General features: G+C 71.2%; 13 protein-coding genes. 4 read left to right on the forward strand and 9 right to left on the reverse strand.

Annotation, left to right across the window (positions count from 1 at the left end; genetic code table 11):
- Window positions 1–102 precede the first annotated feature (102 nt).
- Window positions 103–1,422 carry a PhoH family protein gene (locus AB0K67_RS35290; protein WP_364068811.1) on the forward strand — a complete coding sequence of 440 codons (1,320 nt, stop codon included), beginning with the start codon at window positions 103–105 and terminating at the stop codon, window positions 1,420–1,422.
- On the opposite strand, the gene AB0K67_RS35295 is transcribed toward AB0K67_RS35290, so the two are convergent.
- Genes AB0K67_RS35295 through AB0K67_RS35305 form a run of 3 tightly spaced genes read right to left on the reverse strand, consistent with a single transcriptional unit; the run spans window position 1,423 to window position 4,039 of the window.
- Complete coding sequence (locus tag AB0K67_RS35295; protein WP_364068813.1) at window positions 1,423–1,932, reverse strand: hypothetical protein; 510 nt, start codon at window positions 1,930–1,932, stop codon at window positions 1,423–1,425.
- On the reverse strand, window positions 1,929–3,368 hold the full coding sequence (locus AB0K67_RS35300; protein WP_364068815.1) for a HAMP domain-containing sensor histidine kinase: 1,440 nt from the start codon (window positions 3,366–3,368) through the stop codon (window positions 1,929–1,931). Before AB0K67_RS35300 ends, AB0K67_RS35295 begins: the two co-directional genes overlap by 4 nt.
- Entirely contained in the window at window positions 3,365–4,039 is a 675-nt protein-coding gene (locus AB0K67_RS35305; protein ID WP_364068817.1) for a response regulator transcription factor, read from the reverse strand. The genes AB0K67_RS35300 and AB0K67_RS35305 overlap by 4 nt, the downstream gene beginning before the upstream one ends.
- Window positions 4,040–4,392: 353 nt before the next feature.
- On the opposite strand from AB0K67_RS35305, the gene AB0K67_RS35310 reads away from it, so the two are divergent.
- Together AB0K67_RS35310 and AB0K67_RS35315 are read left to right on the forward strand one after the other, a co-directional pair.
- On the forward strand, window positions 4,393–5,016 hold the full coding sequence (locus AB0K67_RS35310) for a lytic transglycosylase domain-containing protein (protein WP_364068819.1): 624 nt from the start codon (window positions 4,393–4,395) through the stop codon (window positions 5,014–5,016).
- A gap of 70 nt (window positions 5,017–5,086) precedes the next feature.
- Window positions 5,087–7,081, forward strand: a complete 1,995-nt coding sequence (locus tag AB0K67_RS35315; RefSeq protein ID WP_364068821.1) for a glycosyltransferase — start codon at window positions 5,087–5,089, stop codon at window positions 7,079–7,081.
- On the opposite strand, the gene AB0K67_RS35320 is transcribed toward AB0K67_RS35315, so the two are convergent.
- The 5 genes from AB0K67_RS35320 to AB0K67_RS35340 all read right to left on the reverse strand — a co-directional run bounded on the left by AB0K67_RS35320 (window position 7,071) and on the right by AB0K67_RS35340 (window position 13,199).
- Entirely contained in the window at window positions 7,071–8,225 is a 1,155-nt protein-coding gene (locus AB0K67_RS35320) for a tannase/feruloyl esterase family alpha/beta hydrolase (RefSeq protein ID WP_364068823.1), read from the reverse strand. The genes AB0K67_RS35315 and AB0K67_RS35320 overlap by 11 nt on opposite strands.
- Complete coding sequence (locus AB0K67_RS35325) at window positions 8,226–9,224, reverse strand: alpha/beta hydrolase (protein ID WP_364068825.1); 999 nt, start codon at window positions 9,222–9,224, stop codon at window positions 8,226–8,228. It abuts the gene before it with no gap.
- Window positions 9,221–10,495 carry an MFS transporter gene (locus AB0K67_RS35330; protein WP_364068827.1) on the reverse strand — a complete coding sequence of 425 codons (1,275 nt, stop codon included), beginning with the start codon at window positions 10,493–10,495 and terminating at the stop codon, window positions 9,221–9,223. Before AB0K67_RS35330 ends, AB0K67_RS35325 begins: the two co-directional genes overlap by 4 nt.
- 62 nt (window positions 10,496–10,557) lie before the next feature.
- Entirely contained in the window at window positions 10,558–12,447 is a 1,890-nt protein-coding gene (locus tag AB0K67_RS35335) for a helix-turn-helix domain-containing protein (protein ID WP_364068829.1), read from the reverse strand.
- Complete coding sequence (locus AB0K67_RS35340; protein ID WP_364068831.1) at window positions 12,447–13,199, reverse strand: 3-hydroxybutyrate dehydrogenase; 753 nt, start codon at window positions 13,197–13,199, stop codon at window positions 12,447–12,449. Before AB0K67_RS35340 ends, AB0K67_RS35335 begins: the two co-directional genes overlap by 1 nt.
- A 241-nt stretch (window positions 13,200–13,440) precedes the next feature.
- On the opposite strand from AB0K67_RS35340, the gene trpD reads away from it, so the two are divergent.
- Complete coding sequence (gene trpD, locus AB0K67_RS35345) at window positions 13,441–14,487, forward strand: anthranilate phosphoribosyltransferase (protein ID WP_364068833.1); 1,047 nt, start codon at window positions 13,441–13,443, stop codon at window positions 14,485–14,487.
- 13 nt (window positions 14,488–14,500) lie between these two features.
- Here the strand turns inward: trpD and AB0K67_RS35350 are convergent, their stop codons facing one another.
- Entirely contained in the window at window positions 14,501–15,886 is a 1,386-nt protein-coding gene (locus tag AB0K67_RS35350; RefSeq protein WP_364068835.1) for a class II fumarate hydratase, read from the reverse strand.
- Window positions 15,887–15,917: the final 31 nt, after the last annotated feature.

The following is a 15,917-nucleotide window of genomic DNA, read 5'->3' on the forward strand; positions in this document are numbered from 1 at the left end:
ACTCCGGCGCCGGCGGCGAAGAGCGGTCGGGGACGCGGGTCCGGTCCGATTCCCACCTCGTCTGCAGGGTGCCCGCACCAATGGGCGCCCGGGGGAGAACGTGTGGCAGTGTCCTCGATCAACCCTAACCACCAGCCGGCCAAGCGCACGTACGTGCTGGACACGTCGGTCCTGCTGGCCGACCCGGCGGCCATGACCAGGTTCGCCGAGCACGACGTCGTCCTTCCGATCGTGGTCATCACGGAGCTGGAAGGTAAGCGGCACCATCCGGAGCTCGGCTACTTCGCGAGGAAGGCTCTTCGCTACCTCGACGATCTGCGTGTCCAGTACGGCAGGCTGGACGAGCCGATGCCCACGGGGGACGGCACGATCAGGGTTGAGCTCAACCACAGCGACCCATCCATCTTGCCCGCGGGATTCCGTTTGGGCGACAACGACACGCGCATCCTCACCGTGGCCCGCTCGCTGGCCAGCGAGGGTTGCGACGTCGTCCTCGTCTCCAAGGACCTGCCGATGCGGGTCAAGGCCGCCTCGATCGGCCTGGCGGCCGAGGAGTACCGCGCCGAATTGGTGCACGAATCGGGCTGGACGGGCATGGCCGAGATCCAGGTGACCGCCGAGGACGTCGAGACGCTCTTCGAAGCGGGCACCGCGGACCTGGAGGAGGCCAGAGACCTGCCCACGCACACCGGCCTGCGGCTGCTGTCGGCCAAGGGCTCGGCGCTCGGCCGGGTGCAGCCGGACAAGTCCGTACGGCTGGTGCGCGGCGACCGCGAGGTCTTCGGATTGCACGGCCGCTCCGCCGAGCAGCGCATCGCGCTCGAACTGCTGATGGACCCGGAGATCGGCATCGTGTCGCTGGGCGGCAGGGCCGGTACCGGCAAGTCGGCGCTGGCGCTGTGCGCGGGTCTCGAGGCGGTCCTAGAGCGCCGCCAGCACCGCAAGGTCGTCGTCTTCCGCCCGATCTACGCGGTCGGCGGGCAGGAGCTCGGTTATCTGCCCGGCACCGAGGGCGAGAAGATGGGCCCGTGGGCGCAGGCGGTCTACGACACGCTCGGCGCGATCACCTCGCCCGAGGTGATCGAGGAGGTGCTGGATCGGGGCATGCTGGAGGTGCTTCCGCTCACGCACATCCGGGGCCGGTCGCTGCACGACGCGTTCGTGATCGTGGACGAGGCGCAGTCGCTTGAGCGCGGGGTGCTGCTCACGGTGCTGAGCCGTATCGGCGCCAACTCGCGGGTGGTGCTCACCCACGACGTGGCCCAGCGCGACAACCTGCGGGTCGGCCGGCACGACGGCGTGGTCGCGGTGGTGGAGAAGCTGAAGGGCCACCCGCTCTTCGCCCACGTCACGCTGACCAGGTCCGAGCGCTCGCCGATCGCCGCGCTGGTCACGGAGATGCTCGAAGACATCACCATGTGATCATTTGAGCGCGCCGCACGTGAACCGCCCCTCGAGCTTCGGGGGGCGGTGTGGGTTCTGGCGCACGATCTTCACCTGCTCGAACGCCGCGTCCTGCTGCGCGGTGCACACGATCTGCGCGATGCCGATCCTGGTGAGCGTGCCCTCGCCGCTGATGTAGACGGTCAGCGTCGAGGTGCGCGGGAGCTGGATCTCGTCCCGCTGCGGCGGGTTGATGGAGTTCTTGGTCCGCAGGTACGTGAACCCGCGCAGCGCGGTGTCCCGCCCGTCGAGCAGCGGCTTCCTCGAGGCGTCGAAGAGCGCGCCGAGCAGGCTGTCCACGGTGTCGTCCTCGACGTCGGCCGGCTCCAGCGTGAGCTTGCCGTCCCTGATGAGGTAGATGGTCTTGGAGGGCGGCGGGATCTTCGCGGTGGGGGCGTTGCCGCGGTCCTGGACGTCGGTGGGGGAGATGCCGCAGGCCGCCGTCCCGGCCAGCAGGGTCACGATGGTGAGGGCACGGAGAATCTTCATGAGTGCGGTAGCCAGACGGTGAAGAGAGTGCCGGGGTTCTGGGGGCGTACGGAGATCGTGCCGCCGTGCAGCAGCACGTTCGAGCGGGCGATGGACAGGCCGAGCCCGCTGCCCTGGCTGCGGGCGCGGCCGGCGCCCGCCTTGAAGAAGCGGTCGAAGACGTGCGGCAGCGCCTCAGGCGGGATGCCCTTGCCGTGGTCGCGCACCTTCACCTCCAGGCCGTTCTCCGTGGCCCTGGCGGTGACGATCACCGGGGGCAGGCCGTGCTTGAGCGCGTTGCCGACCAAGTTGGCCACGATGACGTCGAACCTGCTGGGGTCGAGGTTGGCGGTCAAGCCCTGTGACGCCTTGACCGTCACCTGGTCGGTCCAGCCGCGCACCTCCAGGCAGTCGGCGATGCTGTCGGCCACGTTGACCGGCTCCAGGTTGAGCGTGGCGGTACCGGCGTCGAAGCGGCTGACCTCGATGAGGTGCTCGACCAGCTCGCGCAGCCGTTCGACCTCCCTGAGCACCAGCCTGACGGCCTCGGCGGGCGCCTCGGGCAGGTGCTCGGCCTCCTCCGAGAGCACGTCGGCCACGGCCGTCATCGCGGTCAGCGGCGTGCGCAGCTCGTGAGAGACGTCGGCCACGAACCTTCGCGACATGGCCTCAAGCGAGCGCAGCTCGGCCACGCTCAGCTCCAGCGCGGCCGCGGCGTCGTTGAACTGCGCGGTCAGCCCGGCCAGCTCGTCGTGGCCGTGTACGGGCAGGCGGGTGTCCAGCCTGCCCTCGCCGAGAGCCTTGGCGGCGGCGCTGAGGCGGCGTACCGGCAGCAGCACCTGGCGGGCCGACAGCAGCGCCACGACCAGCGCGATGACCACGATGACCAGGCTCGTCCTGGCCAGCGTGTTGCGCAGGGTGGCGAGCTGCGCCTCGTCGTCGTGCATGGGGAAGAACGCGAACGCGCGCAGCCCCGTGGCCTCGGGCACCCCGGCGTTCTCCCGGTAGACCTCGGCCCCGACGATGAGGTAGAGCTCGTCGTGGATGTACTTGCGCTGGGTGACGACGCTCTGCTTGGCCCGGCCGTACAGCTCGTTGGGCACGTCGCTCATCGACAGCGGGCCCTCGGCGGCGAGCATGTTGCGGTACTCGACGAACACGCTGCGCCCTGGGCCGCCGAGCGCGTGCGCCACGCGTTCGAGGTCGCGCTGGGTCGGCGGGGCCTCGCCCGGCCTGAGCTCGCCGACGGGGAAGGTGATGCCGCTCAGCTCCCTGGTCACCAGGTCGAGCGCGGTGGTCTCGGCCCTGGTGACGAGCGCGGTCTTGGCCAGCTCGTACCCGATGGTCGCGACCAGCAGGGCCGCGCCGACGGCGACGAGGGTGAAGGTGATGACCAGACGGCCGCGCAGCCCGGTGGGCCTGAGAAGACGGGGGAGCCGGCGGAGGAGGGAGATCACGGCGGGTTGAAGCGGTAGCCGAAGCCGCGCACCGTGTGGATGAAGACGGGCTCGCCGGGCTTGGGCTCGATCTTCGCCCTGATGCGCTGCACGCAGGCGTCCACCAGGCGCGAGTCGGCGATGTGGGTGTGGTCCCAGACGGCGCGCAGCAGGTAGCGGCGGTTGAGCACCTGCCCGGGGTGGCGGACGAGCTCCAGCAGCAGCCGCAGCTCGGTCGGCGTCAGGTGGATCTCCTTGCCGGACAGCGTCACCTTCAGCGCGCCCCTGTCGATCACGAGCTCGCCGAACGTGATGCGGTCGGAGGCGGCCGACTCGGCCCTGCGCAGCACGGCGCGGATGCGGGCGTCGAGGACGCGCGGCTCGACCGGTTTGACCACGTAGTCGTCGGCGCCGGCTTCCAGGCCCACCACGATGTCCAGGTCGTCGCCGCGCGCGGTGAGCAGGATGACGGGGAGCTGGTCGAGCTTGCGGACGCGGCGGCACACCTCGACGCCGTCGATGCCGGGCAGCATGACGTCGAGTATCGCGATCTCAGGACGGCGGGCTCTGATGTGGTCGAGGGCCTCCTCGCCCGTCGCGTACGACGTGACGGAGTGTCCCTGCCGGGTCAGCGCCAGCTCGAGAGCCGTGCGCACCGAGGGATCGTCTTCTACAAGGAGGATGCCAGCCACGCGCACATTATTATTCCATGTCCTGATTGCACGGGTTGTGTCACCGAACTGTGACATGTCCTAGACAAGATCAATAAGAACCGCACTCTGGTTGAGCACGTGTTTCCGTCCGTGACGGCCATCTGTCCAACGGGTGACGACTCTGTGACCAAGGTCACAATATTTCGGAAATCGGGAGTCAACCTGGTGGTTGGTGAAATTTACGGCAAGCAATTCCCGTGTTTCGGTTGCGGAGCACCCCCTAGGTCAGGGCAAGCTCATCCATCGTGAGCCCCGGTCCGAAGCTGAAAGAGCGCCCCCCGAAGGAAGACCTTCCGCCGAGGCGCCGGTCTTCGCGCCTCACCCCCAAGCGGGTGATCATCGTCGTGCTCTCGGTGGCCGTCGTCGCCGGCGGTGGCGGCTTCGTCGCCTACCGCGCCGTGCAGAACGCCAACGAACCCAAGCAGTCCTTCACCGTGGAGGACCTCGGCCGTCTGGCCAGTGGCGACCTCTACGCCCCCGACCCCAAGGCGGACCTGCTCAAGGCCGAGGCGGAGCAGGCGTACCGGGCCGACCAGCTCAAGAAGAAGCGCTCCGGCGCGGCGGGCAAGGACCTCGACTGGATCATCCCCAAGCGCGCCCCCGGCGGTGACGGCTACCCCGCCCAGAACTTCCCGCCCGGCAGCACCCCCTCGCCGGGCAGCAACAAGGCCACCGCGAAGAGCATGCTGGCCTCGTTCGGGTTCGGCCAGGATCAGTGGGGCTGCCTGGAGCGCCTCTGGCAGAAGGAGAGCGGCTGGAACGAGCGGGCGATGAACCGCTACTCCGGCGCGTACGGCATCCCGCAGTCCCTGCCGGGCAGCAAGATGGCCAGCGCGGGCAGCGACTGGCAGTTCAACGCCGCCACCCAGATCAAGTGGGGCCTCGGCTACATCAAGGGCCGATACGGCACGCCCTGCGCCGCGTGGGCCCACTCTCAGTCCCGGGGTTGGTATTAACGGGTCAACTTTCCTTCTCCAATCGGCAAGCCGTCGCGCCTGATCCTGTATACGGGCGCACGCTGGCCGCATGGGTCTGAAGGTCAGTGTGATCGTCGATGTCCACAATCCGGGTGACACCGCCGACGCGTGCATCCGCTCCACACTGGAGCAGACGATGCCCGCGGACGCATACGAAGTGATCTTCGTGGACGACGGGTCCACGGACGGGATCGCCGAGCGCCTCGACGCCATCGCCGCGATCAGGCAGAACGTTCGCGCGCTCCACCTGCCGCACACGGGCTCGCCCATGCGCGGGCGCAACGTGGGGCTCGCCGCGGCGGCCGGTGACTACGTCTTCTTCCTCGGCCAGGGTGACCGGCTGGAGAAGGACGCGCTGGCCCGCATGTACGAGCGCGCCGTGGAGAGCGACGCCGACGTGCTGGTGGGCCGCCTGGTGCGCGACTGGGGCCCGCCGATGACCGCCTTCGAGCGCGGCACCTCACGCGCCGACATCCTGCGCGACCGGCTGCTGACCGTGCTCGTCCCGCAGCAGCTCTACCGCCGCGCCTTCCTTGAGGAGCACGAGCTGGGCTTTCCGGTGCCGGGCGGCCGCATGGGCGAGCAGGCGTTCGTGACGCGGGCGTACCTGCACGCCAAGGTCATCGCGGTGCTGGCCGAGCACGTCTGCTGCCACCTGGGGGAGCGGCGGCGCGCCGAGGAGGACCCGAGGGCCATCGTCAAGGAGCTGCACCGGCTGCTCGACGACGTCGACAAGTACCTCGGCGAGGGCCGCCAGCGCGACCGCGTCTACGCCCACTGGTTCCGCACGGCCGTGCTGCGCCCGCTGATGACCAGCAAGTTCGCCGACTCCTCCATCGATCGCGGCGCCCTGTTCCGGGTGGCGCAGGAGCTGACCGAGCGGCGCTTCCCCGAGCGCCTCGACCGCCACCTGCCGGTGCAGCTCCGGCTGGTCGCCGCGTACGTGCGCGCGGGCCGCCTCGACCAGATCGTGCTCATGGCGAACGCCACCAAGAAGGCCGGGCTGCGCGCCGACCTCACCGAGGTGCGCTGGGACGCCCACGTGCTGGTGCTCGGCGTGACCGTGGAGGTCGTGACCGGCGACGGCACGCCCGACCGCTACCGGGTGGACGGCGACCGTCTGCACTGGATCCCCCCGCGCGTCCTCGACACCAGGAAGCTGCCCGACGACATCACCGACATCACCGACGCGGTCGAGCGGGCCCGGGTCGAACTGTACGTCCGGCACGCCGAGACCGGCCTGGTGCACTTCCTGCCGCTGACCCAGGAGGTGGAGCGCATCGAGGACGGCCGGCGCAAGATGCGGGTGCGCATCAAGGCCGAGACCCGGCTGGACGTCACCCAGGCCGCGCTGGGCGAGCCGCTGCGGCCCGGCCAGTGGGAGGTGCACGTGCGCATGTTCTCGGGCGCCAACCAGGCGAGGAGCCGGGTCAGCAGGCCGGACGGGCCGCTCAACTGCCTGGGCGTGCTGGCACAGCGGCCCAGGATGCGGCTGGTGGTGCCGTGCTGGAGCGACCAGGGCGAGCTGGGCCTGGCCGTGGAGCCGCGCTCGTTCTCCGAGTCGATCGCGCTGGTCTCGCCGGGCGTGGAGGTCAAGCACATCGGCGGGCACGCGTACGTGGTGCTGCCGGTGCCGTACGTGCCGCCGAGCGGCGGCCCGCCGCTGGAGCTGGTGATGCGCGGCACCGGCAAGCGGGCCCGCGAGGTGTGCGCGCCCGCCCTGGTCGAGGCCGGGGTGCCGGGCAGGCTCGCGGGCCAGCTCGTCGCCAAGGTGCCGGTCAAGCGGCTGCTGCCGGGCGTCGAGCACCTCGGTCCCGGCTCGTGGACGTGCTGGCTGCGCTCGGCCGACGAGGAGGTCGGGCTGCGCTTCGCGCTGGAGATGCGCCGCGGCAAGGTCGAGGCCAGGCCGGCCGCCGCGGCCGACCCCCAGCGCTCGCCCATGGGCCGCGACACGGTGCTGCACAGGATCGGCAGGAGGCTGCCCGGCGCGCGCCACATCGTGCGTCTGGCGCGCGCGGGCGGCCACCGCTATCTCACCGACTGACCCAGCGCTCCAGCTCCTCGAAGGCGCTTCTGAAGGCCGGCAGCATGGGCTTGAGCCGGTCGGGATAGACGTCGACGAGGCTGTCGAGATGGTTGCCGCCCTCGATGCGGTGATAGCGGAAGGGGCGGTGCGGGCCGACCATCTTCGCGTACACGTCGGAGTCGCGCGAGATGGGCAGCAGCGTGTCGAGCGTGCCGTGCAGCGTGATCAGCGGCTTGGTGATGCGGCCGGTCAGCGCGATCTTCGCCATGGCCGCGTAGGGGCGGCGCGCGTCGTAGTCGTAGTCGGCGGGCGCGCCCGTGTAGGAGGGGTCCAGCTCCTTCTGGTAGAGCTCCTGGGTCAGCTCCCAGTAGTAGTCGCGGTGGAACGGCCACAGGAACTCCGAGCCCGCCGCGAACCCGGCCGCCCGCACTCCCGCCTCGTCCGGGTACGCCTTCAGCGCCTCCGGCAGGAAGTTCAGCAGGTTGTCGCCCTTGAGCCGCCAGAGCGTGCCCTCCCAGTCCACGCCGCCGTCGTACAGCCACCCGCGGTTCTCCAGCTGCCACCTGACCAGGTAGCCGCCGTTGGAGATGCCGGCCGCGAACGTGCGCCTGGGCGACCTGCCGTAGTGGCGCTTGACCACGGCCTTGGCGGCGACCGTGAGCTGGGTGAGCCGGTCGTTCCACTCGGCGATGGCGTCGCCCGGGCGGCGGCCATCGAGGTGGAAGTCCACGCCCACGTTGCCCTTGTCGGTGGCGGCGAACGCGTAGCCCTTCGACAGCACCCAGTCGGAGATCGTGTAGTCGTTGGCGTACTGCTCCCTGTTGCCCGGCGTGCCGCTGACGACGAGGCCGCCGTTCCACTTCTCGGGCAGCCTGATCACGAACTGGGAGTCGTGGTTCCAGCCGTGGGTGGTGTTGCCGGTGGAGGTGTCGGGGAAGTAGCCGTCGATCTGCACGCCGGGCACGCCGGTGGGGTTGACGGTGGCGGCCGAGTGCAGGCCCGCCCAGTCGTCGGGGTCGGTGTGGCCGCTCGTGACCGTGCCCGCCGTGGTGAGGTCGTCCAGCCTGGCGAAGACCGCGTGCTCGGCGCCCGGCACGGTGAGCTGCGGCGCCGCCTGCAGGGGCGTGAGCAGACCCGCCACTAACGTGAGCGCGACGAACATCTACGCCTCCCCGAGGTGCTCGGCCAGCACGCGGCGGAAGTCCTCGGGGCGCTCGATGTGCGGGCTGTGGCCGCAGTCGTCCAGCACCACCTCGCGGTAGTCGCCGTAGCGCTCCAGCGCCGCCCGCATCTGCGTCACCATGGGCTGCGCGGGCGTGCCGGGGGAGCCGGGCACCGCGCCGATCTGTCCCAGGTGGGCGAGGTCGAGCAGCGAGGTGTCGGAGACGATCACGTCGTCGGCGCCCCTGATCCACAGGATGGGCGGCTTGGGGTCGATCTCGTGCAGGTCGTCGAGCCGGAAGTAGACGGGGGAGATGGCGTTCAGCACGCCGGTCTTGCCCGGCGCGACGCCCGGCCAGGCGTCGGAGGCGACCGCGTCACCGGGGTAGTTCGACTCGCCGACGCGGGTGGTCAGCATCGAGCGCAGGTAGAAGTCCTCGTCGGGGACCGGGTTCTTGACGTACGTGGACCTGAAGACGTTCCGCGGCGACGTGGGCGACTCCTCCGACAGGTCGCCGGCCTTGAGCCTGGCCACGAAGTCGGGGCTGGCCGCGCCCGCGCCCGAGCCGGTGCCGTCCGCGTGCGTCAGCCGCCCATCGGGACCCTCGGTGCCGCCCCAGCCGTACGGGGAGACCGGGTTGACCAGCGTGACGCTCGCGACGAGGGACGGCCGGTCACGCAGGAGCTGCAGCACCACGCCGCCGCCCAGGCTCCAGCCGACCAGGTGCACGCCGTCCAGCCCCAGCGCCTCGATCAGCTCGATGAGGTCGTCGGACCAGTCGCGCACGCCCCTGGTCGCGTCGATCGGCGCGGGGTCGCTGTCGCCGAAGCCCCGCAGGTCCACCGCCAGCGGGCGGAAGCCGTCCGGCACCGCCGGCAGGGTGTCGCGCCAGAACGCCGACGAGGAGACGTTGCCGTGCACGAACAGCACCGGCGCGCCGGTGTCCCTGCCCTCGACGGTCATGACGTGCTGGGTGAGCCGTGAAGTGGTGACCTTCATCGCGTGGTGATCCTTTCCGCGAGGTCGCTGCCCCGAGTTTCGCGCGCCGCGTACACGGCGGCCAGCGTGAGCACCGCCGCGAGCGCGAGGTAGAGGGAGATGGGCACGCTGCTGCCGAACTCGCGCAGCAGGGCCACGGCGATGATCGGGGCCAGCGCCCCGGCCACGATGGCCGACAGCTGCGCGCCGATCGACACGCCGGTGTAGCGGGTCCTGGTGCCGAACAGCTCAGAGAAGAACGCCGCCTGCGGGCCGTACATCATGCCGTGGAAGAGCAGGCCGACGGTGACCGCCGGCGTGATGACCCAGAAGTTGCCGGTGCCGACCAGCGGGAAGAACGCGAAGATCCACACCCCGATGCCGGCCGCGCCGGCGAGGTAGAGCGGGCGGCGGCCCAGCCGGTCCGACAGCGAGCCCCACATCGGGATCGTCACGAAGTGGATGGCCGAGGAGACCAGCACCGCGTTCAGCACGGTCGAGTTGTCCACGCCGCTCTGCGTCGCGTACGTGATGACGAAGACGGTCAGCAGGTAGAAGGAGATGTTCTCGGCGAGCCGGGCGCCGATCGCGATCACCACGTCCTTGGCGTGGTGGCGCAGCACCCCGACGATCGGGGCGCGCGGCTCCGGCGGCGCCGCCTGGAAGACCGGCGACTCGCTGATCGTCAGCCGGATCCACAGGCCGAGCAGCACCAGTACGCCCGACAGCAGGAACGGCACCCGCCACCCCCATGACAGGAACGCCTCGTCCGACTGCAGGGCCGCGAGGGCCGCCAGCACGCCGGTGGCCAGTAGGTTGCCGCCCGGCGCACCGGCCTGCGGCCACGAGGCCCAGAAGCCGCGCCGCGCCGTGTCGCCGTGCTCGGAGACGATCAGCACCGCGCCGCCCCACTCGCCGCCGAGCGCGAAGCCCTGCACCAGCCGCAGCGCCGTCAGCACCAGCGCGGCGGCGGGGCCCAGCGTCTCGTACGTCGGCAGGCAGCCGATGAGGAACGTCGCCGTGCCCATCATCAGCAGGCTGACGACCAGCAGCGTCTTGCGGCCGACCCGGTCGCCGAAGTGGCCGAAGACCAGGCCGCCGAGCGGGCGGGCGACGAAGCCGACCGCGTAGGTGAGGAACGACAGCAGCGTGCCGGTCAGCGGGTCGGACTCGGGGAAGAAGAGCTTGTTGAACACCAGGGCGGCTGCCGAGCCGTACAGGAAGAAGTCGTACCACTCGATGGTGGTGCCGATCAGGCTCGCGGCGACGATCTTCTTGATGGAAGTGGCCATGCCGGTCACCGTAGGATGTGACCGGAGTCACTCATATGGTGCGAGAGCCCACAGTCTTCCGCCTAGCTGTGTGGTTCGGCCGTGCGGCCCAGCCGGTGCAGGCGGAGCGCGAGCTGGATCTCCAGCGCCCGCTCGGGGTCCGTCCAGTCCTCGCCGAGCAGCTTGGCGACCCGGTCGAGCCGCTGCGTGACCGTGTTGACGTGGATGTGCAGCGCCTCGGCCGTACGCGACGGCGAGCCGCCGGTGCCGAAGTACGTCGTCAGCGTCTCGGCCAGCGCGGTGCCCCGGCGCGCGTCGTACTCGATGAGCGGGCCGATCACCCTGGTGACGAAGCCGCGCACGTCGCGGCCGTCGCCCATGAGCAGCCCCACGAAGCCCAGCTCGACCGCCCCGGCGCCGTCGCCCTCGCGGCCGAGCGCGATGAGCGCGTCGGCGCACCTGCGCGCCTCCTGGTAGGCCGCCGCGACGGCGTGCGCGCCGCCGGTCTCCTTCTGCCGCCCGGGCTGTGCCCAGGCGCCCGCCACTTTGGCCGCACCGGCCGTGGCGGGGCTGTGCAGCGAGGACGTCAGCTCCGCCGCCACCCGCCTGGCCAGGCGGCCGGGGTCGTCGCCGGGCAGCAGCAGCACGACCTCCTCGCCCCGGCCGGCCGCGAGCCCGTGGCGTACGGCCGCCTCCGATGACGCCCAGAACGCGGCGCGCTCCCGCTGCCCGCCGTGCTTGACCACGACCACGACGTGCGGCGCGCCCAGGTCCATGCCGAGCCTGCGCGCCCGGTCGGCGAGGCCCGGCGAGTCCGGCCGGGAGATCAGGTCGTCGAGCAGCTCGCCCCTGACCCGGCCCTCGGCCTCGGCCACGCTCCTGCGGAACAGCAGCAGCAACGCGCACACCAGCGCGGCACGCTCCAGGATCCGCTCGTCGGCGTCGTCGCTGCGCAGGATCAGCGTGCACAGCGGCTCGCCGCCCACGTCCACCGAGGCGATCAGCAGGTCGCCCCTGCGCACCGTACGTCCCAGCGCCCGCGACGCCTGCGCCGCCTCGAACACCCCGGGGTCCAGCTCGCCCACGTCGCCGCAGATCGCCCTGCCCAGGTCGTCAAGCACCGCCAGCGACCCGCCGAGCACGTCCGTCACCACGGCCGCGACGTCCTCGATCCCGCCGCCGCGCAGCACCAGCGAGGTCATCCTGTCGTGCGCGAGCGCGGCGCGCTCGACCGCCGCGCCGTGCTCCCTCGCCGTCTTGTGCGCCTGGGACAGCTCCTCCAGCGCGTTCCTGGTCTCCTGCAGCAGCCTGGCGTTGTCGATCGCGATCGCCGCGTGCGCCGCCAGGCTCGCCAGCAGCGACACCTCCTCCTGATGGAACGGCCGCGCGCTGCGGTTGGCCGCCATCAGCACCCCGATCACCCGCTGGCCGAGCCGCAGCGGCACACCGAGGATCGCGACCAGGCCCTCCTCGGTGACCGCCTCGTCGATGTGCTCCTGGTGCTTGAAGCGGGAGTCGGCGAAGTAGTCGGCCGTCGCGTACGGCGTCGCCGTCTGCGCCACGAGCCCGCCCAGCCCGTGCCCCATCGCCAGCCGCAGCGCACGGAACTTCGCCGAGATCGACCCGTCCGTGACCCGCATGTACGTGTCGCCGCGCTCGGGGTCGTGCAGCGTCATGTACGCGATGTCGGTCGCGAGGAGCTGCCTGGCCCGGTGCACGATGGCCTCCAGGACGGCGTCGAGGTCGCGCAGGGCGGCCAGGTCGCCGGCGGTGTCGTACAGGGCCGACAGCTCCGCCTCGCGCCGGGCCCGCCGCTTGAGCATGTCGCGCACCTTCAGCGCCTCGACCTTGGCCCGCTCCAGCTCCTCGATCTCCGCCGGGTCCGCGCCCGCCGCCCTGGCCTCGATGATCGGCCCCTCGAACTCGACCGCCGACGCCTCCCTGGCCAGCAGCTCGAGAAACCGCCTGGCCACTAGTGCGCCGTCCAGCCGCCGTCCACGGGCAGCGACACCCCCGTGATGAACGCGCCGCCGGGACCGCACAGGTAAGCCACCAGGTCGGCCACCTCCTCGGGCTCGATCAGCCGCTTGATCGCCGCCGGCTCCAGCATGATGTCGGTGACGACCTGCTCCGGCGGGATGCCGTGCACCCGCGCCTGGTCGGCGATCTGCGCCTCCACCAGCCCGGTCCGCACGTACGCGGGGCAGACGCACACCGAGGTCACCCCGTGGGGGGCGCCTTCCAGCGCCACCACCTTGGAGAACCCCTCAAGGGCGTGCTTGGCCGTCGTGTACGCCGACTTGAACGGCGAGGCACGCAGCCCGTGCACCGACGAGATGTTCACGAACCGGCCCCAGCCCCGCTCGTACATGCCGGGCAGCACCTTGCGCGCGATGAGGAACGGCGCCTCCACCATCACCTTCAGCATCGTGGTGAACACCTCGGGCGGGAACTCCTCGATCGGCGCCACATGCTGAAAGCCCGCGTTGTTGACCACGATGTCCACCGGCTCGTCGGGCAGCGCCGCCACGAAGCCGGGATCGGCCAGGTCCGCCACCACCGCGGTGCCGCCCACCTCGCCCGCCACCTGCTCGGCGGCCTCGGCCCGCACGTCCACGACCAGCACGTCGGCCCCCGCCTCGGCCAGACGCCGGGCACAGGCCGCCCCGATGCCGCTGCCGGCGCCCGTCACCAGCGCCGTACGCCCCGTCAGCTCCTTCGCCATACTCCGCACCCTAGGCGCTCTCCCGCGCGGGCAGCATGGGGTCGAGCGACATAGATGGGCGGCGACCTATGTGGATCAGTGGCATCTGCTATGTTGGGCGCATGATCGCGCATTTGTCCCAGTGGTGGTCCGCCTCCTAGGCGGTCCTCCCGGCATGATGCGCACACGGCCGCCTCGACGAGGCGGCCGTCACCGTGTGGTGGGTGTCCCCCCGTCGAGCACAGACGAGAAAGGGGACCACATGACCACCACCTGGCCGCAGCTTCTCACCACGCTGCTCGACGGCGTGTCGCTCACCTCCCGCCAGGCCGCCTGGGCGATGGAGCAGATCATGTCGGGCCGGGCCACCGACGCCCAGATCGCCGCGTTCGCCGTCGCGCTGCGCGCCAAGGGCGAGAGCGTGGCCGAGGTGTCGGGGCTCGCCGACGGCATGCTGTCCAGATCGGCGGCCATCCGGGTGCCCGGCGACCCCGTCGACATCGTCGGCACCGGCGGCGACCGGGCCGGCACCGTCAACATCTCCACCATGGCGGCCGTCGTGGCCGCCGCCGCGGGCGCCAAGGTCGTCAAACACGGTGGCCGGGCCGCCTCGTCCCAGGCCGGCGCCGCCGACGTGCTGGAAGAGCTGGGCGTGGTCATCGACCTGCCGCCCGCCGCCGTGGTCCGGGTGGTGGAGGAGACCGGCATCACGTTCTGCTTCGCGCCCGCCTTCAACCCGGCGCTCAAACGCACCTCCGGGCCGCGCCGCGAGCTGGGCGTGCCGACCGTCTTCAACTTCCTCGCCCCGCTCACCAACCCGGCGCTGCCGCCCGCCCAGGCCGTCGGCGTCTACCACCCGTCCATGGCGCCCGTGATCGCGGGTGTGCTGGCCGAGCGCGGCTGCTCCGCGCTCGTCTTCAGAGGCGACGACGGGCTCGACGAGCTGACCACCTGCGGGCCCTCCACGATCTGGGTGGTACGCAAGGGCAGGGTCACCCGCACCGCCTTCGACCCGCTCGAGCTGTCGATACCCCGCGCCCGCCCCGAAGACCTGCGCGGCGGCGACGCCCGGCACAACGCCGAGGTCGCCCGCGCGGTCTTCGCCGGCGAGGCCGGGCCTGTGCGCGACGTCGTCCTGCTCAACGCCGCCGCCGCGCTGGTCGCCGCCGACGGCACGCCGCCCGCGGCCGACCTGACGCCCGCGCTGGCCGCCGCCGTCAAGCGCGCGGCCGACGCGGTCGACTCGGGCGCGGCGCGTACGCTGCTCACCCGCTGGGCGCAGGCGACGCGGCAGGCCGCCGGCCGGTGAGCGCCGGTGATGCTCAGGGCCTGGTCATGGAGAGCACATCGAGCACGGCGTCGAGCTGCTCCTCGGTCAGGGTGCCCGCCTCGACGTGACCGCGCGCGATGACGACCTCCTTGATCGTCTTGCGCTCGGCCAGGGCCTGCTTGGCGATCCTCGCCGCCTCCTCGTAGCCGACGTAGCGGTTCAGCGGGGTCACGATGGACGGGGACGACTCGGCGTACTCGCGCAGCCTGTCCACGTTCGCCGTGATCCCGCTGACGCAGCGGTCGGCGAGCAGCCGCGACACGTTCGCCAGCAGCTTGATCGACTCCAGGATGTTGCGGGCGATCAGCGGAAGCTGCACGTTCAGCTCGAAGTTGCCGGACGCGCCCGCGAACGTGATGGCCGCGTCGTTGCCGATCACCTGGGCCGCGACCATCGCCGTGGCCTCCGGGATCACCGGGTTGACCTTGCCCGGCATGATCGACGAGCCGGGCTGCAGGTCGGGCAGGTTGATCTCGCCGAGCCCCGCCCGGGGTCCCGAGCCCATCCAGCGCAGGTCGTTCGCGATCTTGGTGAGCGACACCGCGACCACCTTGAGCTGCCCCGACAGCTCCACGATCGAGTCCTGCGCGCTCTGCGCCTCGAAGTGGTCGCGCGCCTCCACGAACGGGATGCCCGTCGCCTCGCGCAGCTTCGCGATCGCCGCCTGCGCGAACCCCTGCGGCGTGTTGATGCCCGTGCCCACCGCCGTGCCGCCAAGCGGCAGCTCCAGCACGCGCTCCAGCGCCGACTCCACCCGGGCCACCGCGTTCTCCATCTGCGTGGCGTAGCCGCCGAACTCCTGGCCCAGCGTCACCGGCGTGGCGTCCATGAGGTGGGTGCGCCCCGACTTCACCACGCCGCCGAACTCCGCCGCCTTCTCCCGCAACGCCTCCGCCAGATGACGCAGCGAGGGCAGCAGGTGGAAGCTGACCTCGGTGGCCGCCGCCACGTGAATCGACGTCGGGAACACGTCGTTGGACGACTGCGAGGCGTTCACGTGGTCGTTCGCGTGCACCGGGCGGCCCAGCCGCTCCTCGGCCAGCGTCGCGATCACCTCATTGGTGTTCATGTTGGACGAGGTGCCCGAGCCGGTCTGGAACACGTCGATCGGGAACTGGTCGTCGTGCTCGTTCTCCGCCACCTCGGCGGCGGCCTGCGCGATCGCCTCCGCCATGTCCTTCTCGATCACGCCCAGCTCGCCGTTGACCTCCGCGGCCACCGCCTTGATCAGGCCGAGCGCGGCGATGTGCGACGCTTCGAGCGTGCGGCCGGAAACCGGGAAATTCTCCACCGCTCGCTGGGTCTGGGCACGCCACTTCGCGCCGACCGGCACGCGTACCTCGCCCATCGAGTCATGTTCGATCCTGAACTCACTCATGACCTCCAGTCTTACTCACGCCCCCGTATTC

The sequence above is a fragment of the Nonomuraea sp. NPDC052634 genome (assembly GCF_040678535.1).
GTDB lineage: Bacteria > Actinomycetota > Actinomycetes > Streptosporangiales > Streptosporangiaceae > Nonomuraea > Nonomuraea fastidiosa.

What these genes read in the sequence shown, in the direction of transcription:
- AB0K67_RS35295 (WP_364068813.1), bottom strand. Translation starts at nt 1,932, where the DNA reads ATGAAGATTCTCCGTGCCCTCACCATCGTGACCCTGCTGGCCGGGACG.
- AB0K67_RS35315 (WP_364068821.1), top strand. Translation starts at nt 5,087, where the DNA reads ATGGGTCTGAAGGTCAGTGTGATCGTCGATGTCCACAATCCGGGTGAC.
- AB0K67_RS35320 (WP_364068823.1), bottom strand. Translation starts at nt 8,225, where the DNA reads ATGTTCGTCGCGCTCACGTTAGTGGCGGGTCTGCTCACGCCCCTGCAG.
- AB0K67_RS35325 (WP_364068825.1), bottom strand. Translation starts at nt 9,224, where the DNA reads ATGAAGGTCACCACTTCACGGCTCACCCAGCACGTCATGACCGTCGAG.
- AB0K67_RS35330 (WP_364068827.1), bottom strand. Translation starts at nt 10,495, where the DNA reads ATGGCCACTTCCATCAAGAAGATCGTCGCCGCGAGCCTGATCGGCACC.
- AB0K67_RS35340 (WP_364068831.1), bottom strand. Translation starts at nt 13,199, where the DNA reads ATGGCGAAGGAGCTGACGGGGCGTACGGCGCTGGTGACGGGCGCCGGC.
- trpD (WP_364068833.1), top strand. Translation starts at nt 13,441, where the DNA reads ATGACCACCACCTGGCCGCAGCTTCTCACCACGCTGCTCGACGGCGTG.
- AB0K67_RS35350 (WP_364068835.1), bottom strand. Translation starts at nt 15,886, where the DNA reads ATGAGTGAGTTCAGGATCGAACATGACTCGATGGGCGAGGTACGCGTG.